We start from the raw sequence: 17065 nt of genomic DNA, 5'->3' as shown, positions 1-17065 counted from the left end.
CGGTCAGCGGCCACCGAAGGCGTTCCGGTCCTCGACCGCGTCGATGTGGTCGGCGACGGCGACCACCACGACCCGTGTGTCCGGCACCGTCGCCCGCCACCGGTGCCGCACCCCGCCCGTCAGGTACAGGGTGTCGCCGCGTCCGAGCCGGTGCGCGCGCCCCTCCGCCTCGACCTCGACGCCACCGTCCGCGACGTACATCAACTGGTCGTTGCGGTGCTGGAGTTCGCGGCCCGCGTCGTGGTCGCCGGTGAACTCCGTGGCGTGCAGCTGGTGGTGGCCGCGCACCAGGGGACGCACCTGGGCCTCGGCGGCGGGTTCGCCCTGGTCGGCCCGCACGACGTCGACGCTGCACGCCGGGTCGGCCGCGGCGAGGAGTTCGCCGGCGGTGGTGTCCAGGGCGTCTGCGACCCGTTCCAGGGAGCGCGTGCTGGGGCGGGCCCGCTCGTTCTCGACCTGGCTGAGGAAGGGAACCGACAGGCCGCTGCGCTGGGCCACGACGGCGAGGGTGAGCTCCAGTGCACGGCGTCGCCGCCGGACGGCCGCGCCCACCCGCAGGGGCTGTTCTTTGTGGTCGCCCATCGCTCCGGCTCCCTCCTTCGCTCGTGGTCCTCGGCTGCCGCCGGTTCCGCGCAGCGCCACTTCTGATGAGTTCTCTGCACCCTACGCATGTTCGGCAAACCGTTTCATGCGGCCGTCACATCGCTGTCACTTCCGGGGGCGGCCGGGGTGACAGTTCGCGCCAAGGGACGGACTGTCCGGACTCGCCTCGCGCGCCGCCTTCTCACGGCACGAAAACGCTGGCCGGCAGGGCCGGACGGCCCCTCGGACCGGTGATCGGGGTCGCGGAGGGTTCCGCCGAGGCGCGGCTGCGGCGGGGGGTGCGCAGCGTGCGTCGGCCGACGCGCCCGGTGGCGGGATCGCAGGCGTACGTCCGCCGGCTCGCGAGGTCCTCCCGTCGGCGCTGCCCCTCGATCAGGACCGGTTCGGCCCCGCCGAGTTCCGGCCCGGAGCGGTCCTCGATGCCGCCGGCGGTCCCCCAGGGCTCCACCGCTCGGTCGAGCCGCTGGTCGGGACGGGCCCGCCGGACCCGGAAGTCGGTGAGCGGGGCGCGGAGTTGACGGTCGGTGTCGCGGTCCGCCCGGTGGTGACCGGTGAGTTCGACGGTCCGTCGTGCACGGAGGTGTGTCCGGGGTGCCCTCGGCGCAGCGGGAGAGGGAGCGCGCGGCGTCGGACGCGCGATCGGCATCACCCGCCGGCAGGGCGCCCGCCCGGCGGTGGCCGCGTACGGCGATGTGGTTGTCCGGATCCTTTCGTGGGCGACGAGGCCGGCCGCCGCAAGGCGTGCACCCCGGGAACGCCACGAGGGGCGGGCTTCGCCGCAGGCACGGGGCCGTGCGGCGAGGCCCACCCCTCGGTGGGTCGTGCGGTGGCCACCTCTCGGTGGGACCGGCTGCTTCCGGACTACTGCGGAGTCATCCGCCCGACCATGTCCGGGTGCTCCTCGAGCCACGCGGCGACGGCGTCCTCCTCGTGCCCCTGGCCGCGCTCCTTGATCTCGCTCTCCAGGCTGCCGAGCTCGTCCTCGCTCATCCTGAAGTTCTTGATCCACTTGGTGAGCTGCGGATACTGCCCGGGGAACTTCTTGCTGGAGATGGTGCGGATCGTGTTGCCCTCACCGAAGAGCTTCTTGTCGTCCTTCAGCTTGGTGAGGTCGTACTCGCTGTAGGCCCAGTGCGGGGACCACAGGACGACGGCGACCGGCTCCTTCTTGGCGTACGCACGCTTCAGCTCGGCCAGCATCGCCGGCGTGGAGCCGTCGACGACCTTGTACTCCTTGTCCAGGCCGTAGCCCGGCAGCACCTTCTTCTTGAGCAGGTTCATCTCGCCGGTGCCCGGCTCGATGCCGATGATCTTCCCGTCGAAGGTGCCGGCCTTGCCCTTGAGGTCCTCCAGGGACTTCACGCCCTTGACGTACGAGGGCACGGCGACCTCCAGCGACGTGGGCTCGTACCAGGTGCCCAGGTCCTTCAGGTCGTCCTTGTGCTGGTCCCAGTAGTTCTTCTGCGCGTAGGGCAGCCATGCGTCGAAGTTGACGTCGAGGTCGCCGCTGGCCAGCCCCGTGTACACCGGGCCGACGTCCATCTGCTTCAGGTTGAGCGTGTAGCCGCGGCGGGCCAGGACGTTCTTCCAGAGATAGGTGACCGCGACGTCCTCGTCCCAGGGGAACCAGGCGACGTTCACGTCACGCTTCGCCTCGGCCGGGGCCTCGGACGCGCTCTTCACGGGCGCCAGCTTGTCGGCGACGCCGGGGTTCCGCTCGAGCCAGGCGCGCACGGCGTCCTGCTGATTGCCCTTGCCCGCCTTGTTGATCTCGGCCTCGAGACCGGTGAGCTGCTTCTCGGTCATCCTGAAGTTCTTGAGCCACTTCCCGACGACCGGGTTGTCCTGGGCGAAGCCCTTGCGCGACAGGGTGTGCACGCCGTCGCCCTTGCCCCAGGCGCCCTTCGGGTCCTTGAGCTTCTTCAGGTCGTAGTCGCTGTAGGCCCAGTGCGGTGACCAGAGGGTGACCACGACGGGGTCCTTCTTGGCGTACGCGCGCTTCAGCTCGGCCAGCATCGCCGGCGTCGAGCTGTCGACGACCTTGTACTCCTTGTCGAGCCCGTACTCCTTCAGCACCTTGCTCTTGAGCAGGCTCATCATCCCGGCGCTGGACTCGATTCCGGTGATCTTGCCGCCGAACTCGTCCGCCCGGCCCTTGAGGTCCTCCAGCGAGTCGATGCCCTTCATGTACGAGGGCACGCTCAGCTCCAGGGACGTCGGGCCGTACCAGGAGCCCAGGTCGTCGAGCTGCTTGCCGTACTTCTTCCAGTACTGCTCGTGCGTGGTCGGCAGCCAGGAGTCGGTCTGGAAGTCGATGTTGCCCTGCGCGAGGGAGGTGTAGAGCGGTCCGGCGTCGAACTGCTTGGTCTCCACCTCGTAGCCGCGCTCCTCGAGGATCTCCTTCCACAGGTACGTGGAGGCGACGCCCTCGTCCCACGGGATGTAGCCGATGGTGATCTTCTTGCCCTGGCCGACGTTCTTGCCGTCGGAGGCGGCGGTGGTGCCGTCCGCGGCCCCGCCGAAGATGCCCATGCCGCCCGCGACCAGCGCGAGCACGACCACGCCGACGACGGCGACGGCGGGGCGGGGGCGGTAGGACCAGATCTTCAGACCGTGCGCGGCCCGCAGCTTGGCGGCGGCGCGGCGGCCGAGCGGCGACACCTGGGTGCCCAGCGCGCTCGTCATGCGGTCCAGGTAGATCGCTAGGATGACGATGGCGACACCGGCCTCGGAGCCGAGGCCCACGTTCAGCTGGCCGATGGCCTCGTTGACGTCGCCGCCGAGACCGCCGGTGCCCACCATGCCCGCGATCGCGGCCATGGACAGGCCCAGCATGATGACCTGGTTGACGCCGGCCATGACGGTGGGCAGCGCCAGCGGCAGCTGGATGCGCAGCAGCGTGTTCCCGGGCGTGGTGCCGAAGGCGTCGGCGGCCTCGACCAGTTCCTTGTCGACCTGGCGGATGCCGAGTTCGGTCATGCGCACTCCGGGGGCGAGCGCGAAGATCAGGGTGGCCACGATGCCCGCGGGGGCTCCGGTGCCGAAGAACAGGATCGCCGGGATGAGGTAGATCATCGCGGGCAGCGTCTGCATGAAGTCGAGGACCGGCCGGACCAGTCCGCTCACCCGGTCCGAGCGCGCCGCCCAGATGCCCACGGGCACGGAGATCACCAGCGCGATGAGCGTCGCCACGAGGACGAGCGACAGGGTCACCATCGCGTCCTCCCACAGTTCGAGGGAGTCGATGAAGGCGAATCCGGCGAAGGTGAGGAGACCGGCGGAGGTACCGCGCAGCCAGAAGGCGATCACGGCGAAGATGCCGGCCAGGAGGAGCGGCTCGGGAGCCTGGAGGACGGCGTTGATGCCGTCGAAGGCGCCCAGGAAGACGGTCTTGAAGAAGTCGAAGAGCCACGCCATGTGGTTCAGCAGCCAGTCGACCGTGTCGTTGACCCAGTCGCCGAAGGGGATCCTAGGCACCGGCCTTCACCGCCTTCACGGTCTGGTCGCCGTGGCCGCTCGTGGCGCGGGGCGTGCCGCAGGCCGCGGGTTCAGCCTGTTCGTCGCCCAGGAAGCCGACGAGCCGCTGCCGGGGCACCACGCCCACGAGTCGCCGTTCGCCGTCGAGGACCGCGACCGGGTGGGTCAGCCGGGCGCTGATGGCGCACAGCTCGGTGAAAGATGTGTCGGGAGCGGCGGTCTCGCAGGAGCAGTCCGCCTCGTTCCCGCGGACGTCGGTGTCCATCACGGATTCGGCGGTGAGCACCCGGGAGCGGTCGACGTCCTGGGTGAAGGAGGCGACGTAGTCGTTCGCGGGGCGCACCAGGATGTCCTCGGCGCTGCCGATCTGGACGATCCGGCCGTCGCGCATGACGGCGATCCGGTCGCCCAGCCGCATGGCCTCGTTGAGGTCGTGCGTGATGAAGACGATGGTCTTCTTGAGCTTCTTCTGCAGCTCGATGAGCTGGTCCTGCATGTCGCGGCGGATCAGCGGGTCGAGCGCGCTGAAGGACTCGTCCATCAGCAGCAGGTCCGCGTCCGTGGCGAGCGCGCGGGCCAGGCCCACACGCTGCTGCATACCGCCGGACAGCTCGTCGGGCCAGGACTTCTCCCAGCCGCCGAGACCCACCAGTTCGAGCGCCTCCGCGGCGCGCTTCCTGCGCTCGGCGCTCGGCACGCCCTGGACCTCCAGGCCGTAGGCGGCGTTCTCGCGGACGCTGCGGTGCGGGAAGAGCGCGAAGTGCTGGAAGACCATGCTGATCTTCTTCGAGCGGACCTCGCGCAGCGCCCGCGGGCTCAGCCCTGTCAGGTCCTGACCGTCGAAGAGCACGTGTCCCGAGGTCGGCTCCAGCAACCCGTTCAGCATGCGCAGCAGCGTGGACTTGCCGGACCCGGACAGGCCCATGACCACGAAGATCTGGCCCGGTTCCACGGTGAACGACGCGTCGATCACCGCGGCGGTGGTGCCGCCCGCGCGCAGTTCCTCGCGGTCGGCTCCGGCGCGGAGCCGCTCCACCGCGTCGTCGGGTCGTCTGCCGAACACCTTGTACAGGTGTTCCGCTTCTAGCCTGGATGCCACGGGCGCCTCTCGTCTTCGAACCACGACGGCCCGCCTCCCCCGCCGGCGGGCCGTGGAGCGAGGCGGGTTCTGTCCGCTCGACCGGATGGCGTTTGTCAGCACTTGTTGAAAATGCGACCGGCTTCGCTCCGGCCCGGCACCTGCCCCTGCTTATGCAGACCAAACACGTAAGTGGCCCAGTTCACAGGCCGTGCGCGTTTCCCGTGGCAGGCCTCCCCCCGGCCCGACGTCACGGCGTCCCTCCCCCCTCCGTGACGGCCGCCCGGACCGCCGACCGGTGACTGTCGGTGGGGTACGGCATGATGCGGAGGGTGACCAGACGCCTGATGCTGCTCGACACCGCCTCCCTGTACTTCCGGGCCTACTTCGGGGTCCCCGACTCGGTGAAGGCCCCGGACGGCACGCCCGTGAACGCCGTGCGCGGACTGCTCGAATTCATCGACCGCCTGGTCAAGGACCACCGGCCCGACGACCTGGTCGCGTGCATGGACGCGGACTGGCGCCCCCAGTGGCGGGTCGACCTGATCCCGTCGTACAAGGCGCACCGCGTGGCCGCGGAGCGCGCCGGGGGCCCGGACGAGGAGGAGGTGCCGGACACCCTCTCGCCGCAGGTGCCCGTCATCGAGGCCGTCCTCGACGCGGTGGGCATCGCCCGTGTGGGTGTCGAGGGGTACGAGGCCGACGACGTGATCGGCACGTTCGCCGGGCGGGCCACCGGCCCCGTCGACATCGTCACCGGGGACCGCGACCTGTACCAACTGGTCGACGACAAGCGGGAAATCCGCGTCCTGTACCCCCTCAAGGGCGTCGGCTCGCTCCAGCTCACCGACGAGGCGTGGCTGCGCGAGAAGTACGGGGTCGACGGCGCGGGGTACGCGGATCTGGCGCTGCTGCGGGGCGATCCCAGCGACGGCCTGCCGGGCGTCCCCGGCATCGGCGAGAAGACGGCCGCGAAGCTGCTCGCCGAGTTCGGCGACCTGGCGGGGATCATGGCCGCGGTCGACGACCCGAAGGCCCGGCTGACGCCGTCGCAGCGCAGGCGGCTCGACGAGTCACGGCCGTACGTGGCGGTGGCGCCCAAGGTCGTACGGGTCGCGGGTGACGTCCCCGTCCCGGACGTCGACACCGCGCTGCCGCACGCGCCGCGCGACCCGGTCGCGCTGGACGAACTCGCGGCCCGCTGGGGGCTCGGCGGGTCGTTGCAGCGGTTGCTCTCGACACTTCGGGTGTGAGGTGTTCACTGGGGAGAGATGCTAACTTAGGCAAGCCTAAGCACCGACTGGGAGGCCGTCATGGCAGAGCGTCCGGCACGCAGGACCCCGAAGCCCCACTCCGCGCGGGTCGTGCGGACCGAGCGGCTGACTCCGCACATGCAGCGGGTCGTTCTCGGCGGTGACGGTCTCGCCGACTTCACCGTCGGTTCCTGCACCGACCACTACGTGAAGCTCCTGTTCGGCGCCGAGGGCGTGACCTACCCCGAGCCCTTCGACGTGCAGCGGATCCGTGAGGAGTTCCCGCGCGAGCAGTGGCCCGTGACCCGCACGTACACGGTGCGGCACTGGAACGCCGAACTGCACGAGCTGACCCTCGACTTCGTGGTGCACGGGGACGAGGGCCTGGCCGGCCCCTGGGCCCTTCGCGTCCAGCCGGGCGAACTCGTCCGGTTCCTGGGCCCCGGCGGCGCCTACGCGCCCGACGCCGGCGCCGACTGGCATCTGCTGGCCGGTGACGAGAGCGCCCTGCCGGCCATCGCGGCCACCCTGGAGGCACTGCCGGAAGGGGCCGAGGTCCGGGCGTTGGTGGAGGTCTCCGGGCCCGAGGAGGAGCAGAAGATCGACTCCGACGTGGACGTCGTCTGGCTGCACCGCGGCGCCCGGCCGGTCGGCTCCGCCCTGGTCGAGGCCGTACGCGCCCTGGAGTTCCCGGAGGGCCGGATGCAGGCGTTCGTGCACGGCGAGGCGGGCTTCGTGAAGGAGCTGCGCCGCCTGCTCCGCGTCGAGCTGGAGATCCCGCGCGAGGACCTCTCGATCTCCGGTTACTGGCGCCTCGGGCACAACGAGGACGGCTGGCAGGCCTCCAAGCGGGAGTGGAACGCGCAGGTCGAGGCCGAACAGGAGACGCACCCCTCCTGAACCGAGTGGTCTCCTCGCCGGGCACCGACCGAGGTGCCCGGCACGCGAGCCGCCGGATGCCGTCCCGGCCCTGACGCGGCGGCCGTCCGCCTGCCTCGAAAGAGCGGCGGCCCGCTGCCCTGACGCGGTGCCTGCCTCGAAAGAGCGGCGGCCCGCTCGCCCTGACCCGGTGACCGCCCGCTTGCCTCGAATCAGCGGTGGCGCCCTCGCCCTGACGCCGTGAGGCCACTCCCGCCCTGACCCGGCGGGGGCGCCGTCGTCTGCCACCGACGCCCCGGCTCCCGCCCCGCATACCCGCATCCCGTAGGCACCCCGGCCTGCCCCGCCGCCCCCGGGTGTGCCCCTCACTCACCCCCGGCGCACGGGCGCACCCGCACGCGCAGCGCCGGGGGTGCGCAGCCGCCCCCGCAAAGGGCGCAGGCCCGTCGGGCCCCGCACACCTCGCGAGGTATCGCGATGCCCCGACCCCGGTCACGACGTGAGCACTTGGGCCCCCTCCGGACATGGACGCGTCACGCGAGTGAAACAGGCTCTCCCTAATTTCTGTCACCCGACAGGAATCCGGACCCTGTCGGCCCGTCCCGCCCCCTTCCGCGCCGAAGGCAGGTGCCGCCGTGACCACCACCGCCCCCTCCGAACTGCGCCCCGATCCGCCGGGGTCCCCCGACGACCGCTCGCTGACCGCGTTCGGCTACCGACAGGAGCTGCACCGCAGCCTCGGCCGGTACGCCTCGTTCGCCGCCGGCTTCTCCTTCATCTCGGTCCTGACGACCGTCTTCCAGTTCTTCGCCTTCGGGTACGCGTTCGGCGGCCCGGTCTTCTTCTGGACCTGGCCGGCCGTTCTGGTGGGCCAGTTGCTCGTCGCCGCCTGCTTCGCCGAGCTCGCGGCCCGCTATCCCCTCTCGGGCGCGATCTACCAGTGGTCGTCGAGGCTCTCGAACCTCTCCTTCGGCTGGTTCGCCGGCTGGATCATGGTGATCGGCCAGGTCGTGGTCGTCGCGGCGGCGGCGCTCGCGCTGCAGATGGTGCTCCCGGCGATCTGGTCCGGCTTCCAGCTGGTGGGCGGCGACCCCGCCCCCACATCACCGGACGGCGCGGCCAACGCGGCCGTGCTCGGCGTGATCCTGCTGGGTCTGACCACGCTGGTGAACCTCGCCGACAACCGCGTCATGTCCGTGATCAACCGGGTCGGCGTCACCGCCGAGATCATCGGCGCCGTCCTCATCGTCGTGCTGCTGCTGACGCACGCGGAACGCACCCCCGGCATCACCTTCCACACGGGCGGGGCCGGCAGCGGCCTCGCCGGAGCCCTGCTCGTGGGCTCCTTCATGGCGGCGTACGTGATGATCGGTTTCGACAGCGCCGGCGAGATGAGCGAGGAGACGCACCACCCGAGGCGCACCGCACCCCGCACGATCCTCACCGCGCTCGGCGCCGCGGGCCTGCTCGGCGGCCTGATCGTGCTGGGCGGCCTGCTCGCCGCGCCCAGTCTCACGGACGGCCGCCTGGGCGTCGACGGCCTGAGCTACGTGCTCACCAGCAGCCTCGGCGACGGTGTCGGCAGGGCGCTGCTCGCCGACGTGGTGGTGGCCGTCGCCGTGGCGACCCTGGCGATCCAGACGTCCGCCTGCCGCATGCTCTTCTCGATGGCCCGCGACGGGCGGCTGCCGTTCTCCCGGCGCCTCGCCGAGGTCAATCCGCGCACCGGGATGCCGAGCGCGCCCGCCGTGGTCGTCGGCGTGCTCGCCGCGGCCCTGCTGCTCCTCAACTTCGCGTCCCCGGAGGCCTTTCTGGCCATCGGCACCACGTGCATCGTGATGCTGTACCTGGCGTACGCGATGGTCACCGGGCCGCTGCTGGTGCGCCGGCTGCGGGGGCGCTTCCCCGAGGAGGACGGCGTGGACGAGGAGGGCGGCCCCCTCTTCTCCCTCGGCCGCTGGGGGATCCCGGTCAACGCGCTCGCCCTGCTCTACGGCCTGTTCATGACCGTCAACCTCGCCTGGCCCCGCGCGGCCGTCTACGACCCGGCGGGCGGTCACTGGTACTTCCAGTGGTTCACCGTGCTGTTCCTGGGCGCGACGCTGCTCGTGGGCGGGGCCTACCGGGGGTACACCGCGCACGCGGCGCGCAGGGCGCCCGCCGAGACGCCCGTCCACGTCTGACCGTGGCGGACCCCGCCTCGTACGATTGATCACGATGAGACGCAAGCCCCGGATCCCGCCCTCCCCCCTGCCGCAGCGCGACGGGGTGGACCCCGTGCGGATCAGGCTTCCGCAGGACGGAGGCTGGGCGACCGTCCGCGAGCACCTGGTGGAGCGGCTCGCGGCGGGGCCCGGGGTGATCGACGCGATGCTCGGCGAGGGGCTGATCGTCGGGGCGGACGGACGGCCCGTGCGGGCCGACACGGCGTACGAGCCGGGGATGTTCGTATGGTTCCACCGCGCACTGCCCGACGAGGAGCGGGTGCCGTTCGCCCTCGACGTCGTCCACCACGACGAGCACATCGTGGTGGCCGACAAGCCGCACTTCCTCGCCACCACGCCACGCGGCAGCCATGTCGCCGAGACCGCCCTGGCCCGGCTGCGCCGGGAGCTGGGCATCCCCACACTCGGGGCGGCGCACCGGCTGGACCGGCTCACGGCGGGGCTCGTGCTGTTCACCGTGCGGCCGCAGGAGCGGGGCGCGTACCAGACCCTCTTCCGCGACAAGCTGGTCCGCAAGGAGTACGAGGCGGTGGCCCCGTACTCCCCCGGCCTGGTGCTGCCGCGCACCGTCCGCAGCCGCATCGTGAAGGAGCGCGGTGTGCCGGCCGCCCGCGAGGTCGAGGGCGAGCCGAACGCCGTGAGCCGGATCGAGCTCGTGGAGCACCGGGCCGGGCTCGGCCGCTACCGTCTCACGCCGAGCACCGGGCAGACCCATCAGCTGCGCGTCCACATGAGCGCGGCGGGCGTGCCGATCCTGGGCGATCCGCTCTATCCGGTGGTGACCGGCCCCGTGCCGGCCGGTGACTTCCGGCGCCCGCTCCAACTGCTGGCGCGGGCACTGGAGTTCACCGACCCGGTCACGGGGCGCGAGCACCGGTTCGCCAGCACCCGGGTGCTCGGGTCCTGGGCCGCCTACGACGACTGGGCCCGGTAGCCGCGCGACTGGGCTCAGTAACCGCGCCACCAGCGCACGAGCCGCTGCCAGGCGCCGGGGCGGTGTGCCGGCTCCGGAACCGCGGAGGGCGCGTTCGTCGGGGCGACGGGCTCGGCCGGCGGCGTCGCCGGCTCCGCCGGGGGCGCCGTCGTGACCTGCCAGCCCGGCCGCGGCGTCGGCACCGGGTGGGCGGCGGGGCGCTGCTGGACGTCCTGCTGCGCCTTGGGCGCGAACTGCACCGGCAGCTCGACCAGGTGCCGCGAGGCGATCGAGGACGTCCAGCGCAACTCGTGCTCCTCGCAGCCCAGTTGGACGTCGGGCAGCCGCATCAGCAGGGCGTCGACGCCGGTGTCGGCGATGGCACGGCCGATGTCCTGGCCCGGGCACTCGTGAGGGCCGCCGCCGAAGGCGAGGTGGGAGCGGTTGCCCTGCATGTTCGCCGCGAGGTCGGGGCGGACGTGCGGGTCGACGTTGCCCGGGGCGATGCCGAAGAGCAGGCCGTCGCCCCGGCGGATGCGCTGGCCGCCCAGCTCCGTCTCGTGCTTGGCGAAGTAGGCGAAGACGGTGCTGAACGGCGGTTCGTCCCAGAGGGACTGCTCGACCGCCTCGGGCACCGTCATCTGGCCGCCGCTGAGCTGGGCGCGGAACCGGGGGTCGGTCAGCACCATGCGCAGCACGTTGGCGATGAGGTTCGCCGTGGCCTCGTAGGCCGCCATGAGGACCAGCCACAGGTGCTTGGTGACCTCGTCGTCGGTGAGCCCCGCCGGGTGGCTCATCAGCTGGCTCGCGAAGTCCTCGGCGGGCCGTTCGCGGCGGCGCTCGGTCAGCCGCTCCAGAGCGCCCATGACGTAGGCCTGGCTGGCGATGGCCGTGTCGGTGCCGCGGAGCATGTCGCGGGTGGCCTGCACGATCCGGTCGTTGTACTCCTCGGGCATGCCGAGGATCTCGCACATCACGGCCATCGGAAGGTGCTCGGCGAACTGGCTGACCAGGTCGGCGGTGCCCCTTTCGCAGAACTTGTTGACCAGTTGCTGGGTGAAGCGGTTGATGTGCCGGCGGATGCCCCGGTGGTCGATGGTCGACATGGCGCCGGTGACCGCGCCCCGCAGCCTCAGGTGCTCGTCGCCCTCGGCGTGGGAGCAGATGGGCTGCCAGGTGATGTGGGGGGCGAGCGGGTGGTCGGGACCCGCCGTGCCGTCCTGCACGGCGGTCCACAGCCGGCTGTCCCGTGCGAACTGCGAGGGGGTGCGCACCATGTGCAGGTTCTCGCTGTGGCCGAGCACCACCCAGATGGGTACGTCGTTGTGCAGCAACGCGGGTGCCACCGGGCCGTGTTCGGCACGGAGCTTCTCGTAGAGGGCCGACAGGTCCTCCGCCTCGGGGCCGTAGAGCCGGCGCAGTCCGCCGGGGCCGATTCCGTGGGCGGGGCAGCCGGGCGGTGGGCCGAGGGTGGGGTCGTCCATACCGGTCGGGGCGTGGGATTCAGACGTCACGGTGGTGGCTCCGGGCTGAAGTGGATCGGATGTCTGGGGTGGGGGCGGGGCGTCCGGCGGGGCGCCCCGGGTCACGCGGAGGTCATCGCCAGCGAGTGCAGGAAGCGCATCAGCGTCATCAGGACGTCACGGCTGGAGGCGCGGCGCCGGGCGTCACACTTCACGATGGGGATCTCCTCGGACAGGTCGAGAGCCGTCCGCAGGTCCTCGACCGGGTAGCGGGGAGCGTCCGGGAAGTCGTTTATGGCGATGACGAACGGCACGCCGCGCTCCTCCAGGCGGCCGATGACGTCGAAGCTGACTTCCAGCCGCCGGGTGTCGACCAGGACGACCGCGCCGAGCGCGCCTTCGAACAGGCCGTTCCACAGGAACCAGAAGCGCTCCTGGCCGGGGGTGCCGAACAGGTACAGCACCAGCTGTTCCGTGATGCTGATGCGCCCGAAGTCCATGGCGACGGTGGTGGCCGTCTTGGTCTCCGAGCCGTAGTTGTCGTCGACTCCGATGCCGGCCTGCGTCATGGTCTCCTCGGTGGTCAGCGGCCTGATCTCGCTGACGGAGCCCACCATGGTCGTCTTGCCGACTCCGAAGCCGCCCACGATCACGACCTTCACCGCGGCCTGCGCCGTCTGCGGCAGATGGTCCTCGGCGCGAGGGCCCGTGATGGTGTCAGAGCTTTTGAAGTCCATGCATCACCGCTTCGAGGAGGGAACGGTCGGGGAGCGCCGAGCGGACGATCGGGGCGCGCGCCTGTACCAGTTCGGCCGCCAGCAGCTCGGTGAGCAGGACGGTCACCACGCTGACCGGCAGGTTCAGATAGGCCGAGATCTCGGCCACGGACAAGGGGGCCCTGCAGAGCCGGATCACCGCCGACTGCTCCGGCTGCGAGGTGGGCGGGGGCACCTCGGCGTTCGCCACGATCAGGGTGACCAGGTCGAGCGGGGCGCGGTCCGCGCCCTCGCCCCCGCCCGTGAGCACGTACAGCCGCTCCGGGATCTTCGCGTCCCGGCCCGCTTGGGGAGGTTCCGCGGGCTCTTCCTCGGGGTGGCGCCGCCGCCGTTGCGGAGGAGTCATACGGTCTGCCCGTTGCGGCGCGGCGGACTCGTGAGATGGGCTCCGATCCGTACGACGAGGTCGCGCATGCGGTTGCTCATCAGCCCGGCGTCCACGGTCTGGTCGGCGAGGACCGCGAGGTAGGCGTTGGCGCCGGCCGACATCAGGTAGAAGTAGCCGCCGTTGATCTCGATGATGACCATGCGCATCCGGCCGTCGCTGTCGGGGATCTCCCCGGCGACGGCTCCGGCCAGGCTCTGCAGCCCCGCACAGGCGGCGGCGATGCGGTCGGCGGCGTCCGGGTCGCCGCCGTAGCGGGCGATGCGCAGCCCGTCGGCGGAGAGCACCACGATCTGCTGGGTGCCCGGGACGCCGTCGGAGAGCTCCTTGAGCATCCAGTCGAAGTTGGCTCGCTGCTGGATCACTTGAGGTCCCCCTCGTCGTCGGCCTCGACACGGGCCGGCTGGTTGGTCGTGGCCGGATCGGGGTCACCGCCCTTGAGTCCGTTCATGAACGCCTCGACCCACAGGCCCGGTTCGGGTTCCTTCTGTTCCGGGGCGGGCTCGGGCGCCCAGGCGGGCGCGGCCGTCCGTGCGGCCTCCGCGGCGGCTTCCGCGGCCCTGGCCTCGGCCACCCGCTGGCTGAAGGAGACCTTGACGCGGCTGCGGCGCTGCGGCAGCCCGTTGGGCGTCCACTCGGTCACCTCGGGGGCGTCGTCCTCCATGGCGGCAGCCGGCGGGGCGGGGACACGGGGCCCGGTGGTGGGACGGCGCTTCTTCGGCTTGCGCGCGGGGCCCTCCACGCCGCCGGTGTCCATGCGGGGCACGGCGGCGGCGCCGATGCCGTGGGCGAGTCCGGGGGCGTCGCCGGTGGTGAGCATGTCGCGCGGCACGACGAGGACGGCACGGACACCGCCGTAGGCGGACTGCCGCAGCGAGATCTGCATGTTGTACATCTGCGAGAGGCGGCCGACGACGGCCATGCCGAGGCGCGGGGTCTCCCCGAGGTCGTTGAGGTCGATGCCGGCCTGGGCCATCCGGAGCATGTTCTCGGCCCGGCCGCGGGCCTCCTCACTGAGGCTGACGCCGCCGTCCTCGATCTCGATGGCGATGCCGGTCTGCACCTCGACGGCGGTGACGTGCACCTTGGTCTGCGGGGGCGAGTAGCGCGTGGCGTTGTCGAGGAGCTCGGCGCAGGCGTGGATGAGCGGTTCGACGGAGACGCCGTTGATGGCGACCTCCGCGATCGAGTGCAGCTCGATGCGGCGGTACTCGAGGATCCGGGACATCGCCCCGCGCAGCACGCTGAACAGCGGTACGGGCTTGGGCCACTGGCGGCCGGGACGGCCACCGCCGAGCACGGCGATGGAGTCGGCGAGGCGGCCGATCAGCGCGGTGCCGTGGTCGATGCGCAGCAGGTCGTCGAAGACCTCGGGGTTGCGTCCGTGGTCCTCCTCCATCTCGCGCAGTTCCTTGGCCTGCTGGTGGACGATCGCCTGGACGCGGCGGGCGATGTTGACGAAGGCGCGCTGGGCGGAGTCGCGCAGCGCCGTCTCGTGATCCACGATGTCGAGTACGGACCGCACCAAGTCGCGGTGCGACTCGGGGAGTTCGCGGTGGACGGGGTCGGCGTCGACGAACGTGCGCATCACCCCCGAGGGGGATTCCCCGCCGCGCAGCCGGTGCAGCGCGGCCGGCAGGAGTTCCGTGCCGAGGTGCACGATCTCCCGGTCGTGGTCGGAGATGCGCTGTTCCAGGTACGCGGTCCGGTGCGCCAGTTCGGTGCGCAGGGCGCGTGCGGCCCGGCCGCGGCGCACCGCTTCGGCCGCGGTCGCGATCACCATGAGCGTGGCCACGGCACCGCACCAGCCGACGGCGGCCCTGGCCGGCTCCGTCACCACGGCGACGGCGGCCCCGGACACCGCGGCCATCAGTATGGCCGGCAGCAACAGCACGCGCGCGTAGGGAAGTTCACGGCCTGCGGGAGGCGATTGAACGCTCACCATGTATGCCCTCTGAGACAAATCGGCTGGGGGTGGGGGGGATGGTTCTGGACCTTCGTTACTTTGGGGAACAAGCGCACGATTACATCCCAACTCGGTGCGCTGCGGGCGAGCTTAGTCCGACCGGATCATCGCCGTGTCATATTCGGCAAGCCCCTGAAATCGCCCGGAGGACAGGAGTACTCTCGGCTCCATTTGCACGCTCAGGGATCACTCGCACACGGTGTGTGACGGCGCACGGGCATGCGAAGAAGACTCCCCGAAGGAGCGGAAACCCGTCGGGCGGTCAGCCGTTCGCGGGCGGGCTCACAGCCCCGCGATGCGCAGTGCCGCGTCCGCCGTGGCCTCGGCGAACGCCGACACGGGCCGCTCCGGATCGGAGCGGTGGACGAGGATGACACCCTCGATCAGCCCGAAGAGCAGGTCCGTCCGCAGCTCCAGCTCGCTCTTGGCGAGCGCCCCGCCCGACTCGGTCGCGGCGAGCAACTGCCGGTAGGCGTCCTTGAGTTCGGCGCGCACGGCATGGAAGCCGGCGAAGCGTTCGGCGCGCACCTCGGGCAGCAGGTACAGGCCCCCGAGGTTGTGCGTGCCACCGCAGAGCAGCTCCACGTCCGTACGGCACAGCTCCCAGAGCCGGTCCGCGGCCGGCACCGTATCGTCCGCGAGGAGCCTGCGGGCGCAGGCCAGCGAAGGGGTGACGGTGGACTCCAGGAGCGCGGCGAGCAGTTCCTCCTTGCCACTGACGTAGTGGTACATGGAGGCCTGCCGCATGCCGGCCCGCTCGGCGACGGCCCGGGTCGTCGTGGCGGCGTAACCGCGGGTCGTGAACAACTCGGCCGCGGCGGACAGGAGTTCCTCGCGCGGCGGGAGACCGCTGTCCGGCCGCTGCGCGGCCCGCGGCCTGCCGACCCGTCGTCCACTGCTCCCCATGCGTTCGATCCTCGCACACCCCCTCGCGGGGTGATCACGGTGAGCGATCGGTAACCGGGCGGCAACCCGCGGGCAACGGCCCGGACCCGCCCGGCTCCTAATTTCTGTCGGGCGACAGAAATGACGGAGCAGGTCCGGTCCCGGGTCCTGCCGAGCCGGAGGTCCCGCGAATGGCGACAGCGACCACGTACGGAGCCCGCGCGCACGCCCGGGCACAGGAGGGCACCCGTGTCCGGGCCATGCCCGTCGTGCCGGCCGGCGCCTGGCCCGACCCGCCCTGCGAGGCGGGCCACCTGGTGTGGGCGGAGACGGTGGCGGGCGGCACCTACACGCACCGGGTGCTGGCACGCGGCACCGAGCTGCGGCTCACCGACCTCGACGGCGACGCCTGCGCCCACCTTCTGCTGTACGTCGCCGACCGGCCGTGGGAGCGGCTCAACGTCGCCGACACGGTCAAGGTCCAGTGGAACGCCTATCTCGGCGAGGGTCGGCTGCTGCTGTCCGACCAGGGCCGGGTGCTGGCCTCGGTCGTCGCCGACACCTCCGGCCGCCACGACGCGTTGTGCGGCACCTCCACGCTGGTGCGGAACAGCGCGCGGTACGGGGACGGCACACCGCAGTCCGGCTCGCCCGCCGGACGCGAGCTGTTCAAGCTGGCGGCCGCCAAGAACGGCCTGGAACCCCGCGATCTGCCGCCCTCGCTCTCGTTCTTCCAGGGCGTGCGGGTGGGGGACGACGGCGCCCTGGACTTCACCGGGTCCGCCGGTCCGGGCGGCAGCGTGACGCTCCGCGCCGAGCAGGACGTCACCGTCCTGCTCGCGAACGTGCCGCACCCCTGCGACCCCCGCCCCGCCTACACCAGCACCGCGCTGGAGGTGCTGGCCTGGCGGGCCGAGGCGACCCGGCCGGGCGACGCCTTGTGGGAGGCCACTCCCGAGGGCCGCCGCGCCTTCCTGAACACCGCCGAACACCTCGCCGCGAGGGGGCTCGCATGAGCACCGGAGTCCAGCCGCCCGCAGCCGCCCACGCGGACACCGGGACGCCGTCACCCGACGGGTCCCCCACCGGCACCGGTTCGCCCTCACCGCGAACGCTCCCCGCCGGCACCGCGACGCCGTCCCCCGACGGCTTCCCCGGCGGC

Annotated in this window: 15 protein-coding genes; 5 read left to right on the top strand and 10 right to left on the bottom strand. The window is 71.8% G+C overall.

Annotated features, from left to right (window positions below; all coding sequences use genetic code 11):
* Positions 1–3 precede the first annotated feature (3 nt).
* The 4 genes from ACZ4NT_RS08370 to ACZ4NT_RS08355 all read right to left on the bottom strand — a co-directional run bounded on the left by ACZ4NT_RS08370 (position 4) and on the right by ACZ4NT_RS08355 (position 5179).
* Complete coding sequence (locus ACZ4NT_RS08370; RefSeq protein WP_121404233.1) at positions 4–582, bottom strand: helix-turn-helix domain-containing protein; 579 nt, start codon at positions 580–582, stop codon at positions 4–6.
* A 202-nt stretch (positions 583–784) separates the two neighbouring features.
* The gene (locus tag ACZ4NT_RS08365) at positions 785–1249 is read right to left on the bottom strand and encodes a hypothetical protein (protein WP_467724317.1); all 465 of its coding nucleotides are present in this window, start codon (positions 1247–1249) and stop codon (positions 785–787) included.
* Between the two features lie 215 nt (positions 1250–1464).
* Complete coding sequence (locus ACZ4NT_RS08360) at positions 1465–4080, bottom strand: ABC transporter permease/substrate binding protein (RefSeq protein ID WP_467724315.1); 2616 nt, start codon at positions 4078–4080, stop codon at positions 1465–1467.
* On the bottom strand, positions 4073–5179 hold the full coding sequence (locus tag ACZ4NT_RS08355; protein WP_467724313.1) for a quaternary amine ABC transporter ATP-binding protein: 1107 nt from the start codon (positions 5177–5179) through the stop codon (positions 4073–4075). The genes ACZ4NT_RS08360 and ACZ4NT_RS08355 overlap by 8 nt, the downstream gene beginning before the upstream one ends.
* Positions 5180–5481: 302 nt before the next feature.
* Here ACZ4NT_RS08355 and ACZ4NT_RS08350 point away from each other — a divergent pair, with 302 nt between their 5' ends.
* The 4 genes from ACZ4NT_RS08350 (at position 5482) to ACZ4NT_RS08335 (ending at position 10449) form a co-directional block, all read left to right on the top strand.
* Positions 5482–6411 (top strand): 5'-3' exonuclease, encoded by a 930-nt coding sequence (locus ACZ4NT_RS08350; protein ID WP_121404819.1) that lies wholly within the window; start codon positions 5482–5484, stop codon positions 6409–6411.
* Positions 6412–6471: 60 nt separating this feature from the next.
* A complete protein-coding gene (locus ACZ4NT_RS08345; protein WP_121404228.1) occupies positions 6472–7311 on the top strand; it encodes a siderophore-interacting protein in 840 nt (279 codons plus the stop codon).
* Positions 7312–7925: 614 nt separating this feature from the next.
* The gene (locus tag ACZ4NT_RS08340) at positions 7926–9473 is read left to right on the top strand and encodes an amino acid permease (protein ID WP_467724310.1); all 1548 of its coding nucleotides are present in this window, start codon (positions 7926–7928) and stop codon (positions 9471–9473) included.
* A 34-nt stretch (positions 9474–9507) separates the two neighbouring features.
* Positions 9508–10449 carry an RluA family pseudouridine synthase gene (locus ACZ4NT_RS08335; RefSeq protein WP_467724308.1) on the top strand — a complete coding sequence of 314 codons (942 nt, stop codon included), beginning with the start codon at positions 9508–9510 and terminating at the stop codon, positions 10447–10449.
* A 14-nt stretch (positions 10450–10463) separates the two neighbouring features.
* Here ACZ4NT_RS08335 and ACZ4NT_RS08330 read toward each other — a convergent pair whose 3' ends face one another.
* The 6 genes from ACZ4NT_RS08330 to ACZ4NT_RS08305 all read right to left on the bottom strand — a co-directional run bounded on the left by ACZ4NT_RS08330 (position 10464) and on the right by ACZ4NT_RS08305 (position 15924).
* Complete coding sequence (locus ACZ4NT_RS08330; protein ID WP_467724306.1) at positions 10464–11942, bottom strand: cytochrome P450; 1479 nt, start codon at positions 11940–11942, stop codon at positions 10464–10466.
* Positions 11943–12013: 71 nt separating this feature from the next.
* Positions 12014–12628 carry a GTP-binding protein gene (locus tag ACZ4NT_RS08325; RefSeq protein ID WP_467724304.1) on the bottom strand — a complete coding sequence of 205 codons (615 nt, stop codon included), beginning with the start codon at positions 12626–12628 and terminating at the stop codon, positions 12014–12016.
* On the bottom strand, positions 12609–13013 hold the full coding sequence (locus ACZ4NT_RS08320) for a DUF742 domain-containing protein (protein WP_121404223.1): 405 nt from the start codon (positions 13011–13013) through the stop codon (positions 12609–12611). Before ACZ4NT_RS08320 ends, ACZ4NT_RS08325 begins: the two co-directional genes overlap by 20 nt.
* Positions 13010–13417 (bottom strand): roadblock/LC7 domain-containing protein, encoded by a 408-nt coding sequence (locus ACZ4NT_RS08315; protein ID WP_121404222.1) that lies wholly within the window; start codon positions 13415–13417, stop codon positions 13010–13012. Before ACZ4NT_RS08315 ends, ACZ4NT_RS08320 begins: the two co-directional genes overlap by 4 nt.
* Positions 13414–14997 (bottom strand): ATP-binding protein, encoded by a 1584-nt coding sequence (locus tag ACZ4NT_RS08310; RefSeq protein ID WP_467724302.1) that lies wholly within the window; start codon positions 14995–14997, stop codon positions 13414–13416. Before ACZ4NT_RS08310 ends, ACZ4NT_RS08315 begins: the two co-directional genes overlap by 4 nt.
* A gap of 303 nt (positions 14998–15300) precedes the next feature.
* Positions 15301–15924, bottom strand: a complete 624-nt coding sequence (locus tag ACZ4NT_RS08305; protein WP_121404219.1) for a TetR/AcrR family transcriptional regulator — start codon at positions 15922–15924, stop codon at positions 15301–15303.
* Positions 15925–16094: 170 nt separating this feature from the next.
* On the opposite strand from ACZ4NT_RS08305, the gene ACZ4NT_RS08300 reads away from it, so the two are divergent.
* Positions 16095–16919, top strand: a complete 825-nt coding sequence (locus ACZ4NT_RS08300; protein ID WP_121404217.1) for an urea amidolyase associated protein UAAP1 — start codon at positions 16095–16097, stop codon at positions 16917–16919.
* The last annotated feature ends 146 nt before the right edge of the window (positions 16920–17065 follow it).

It is taken from the genome of Streptomyces sp. NPDC026417 (genome assembly GCF_055567695.1).
Note: the sequence above shows the minus strand (reverse complement) of the source record. Positions and strands in the feature narration are given on the sequence as shown.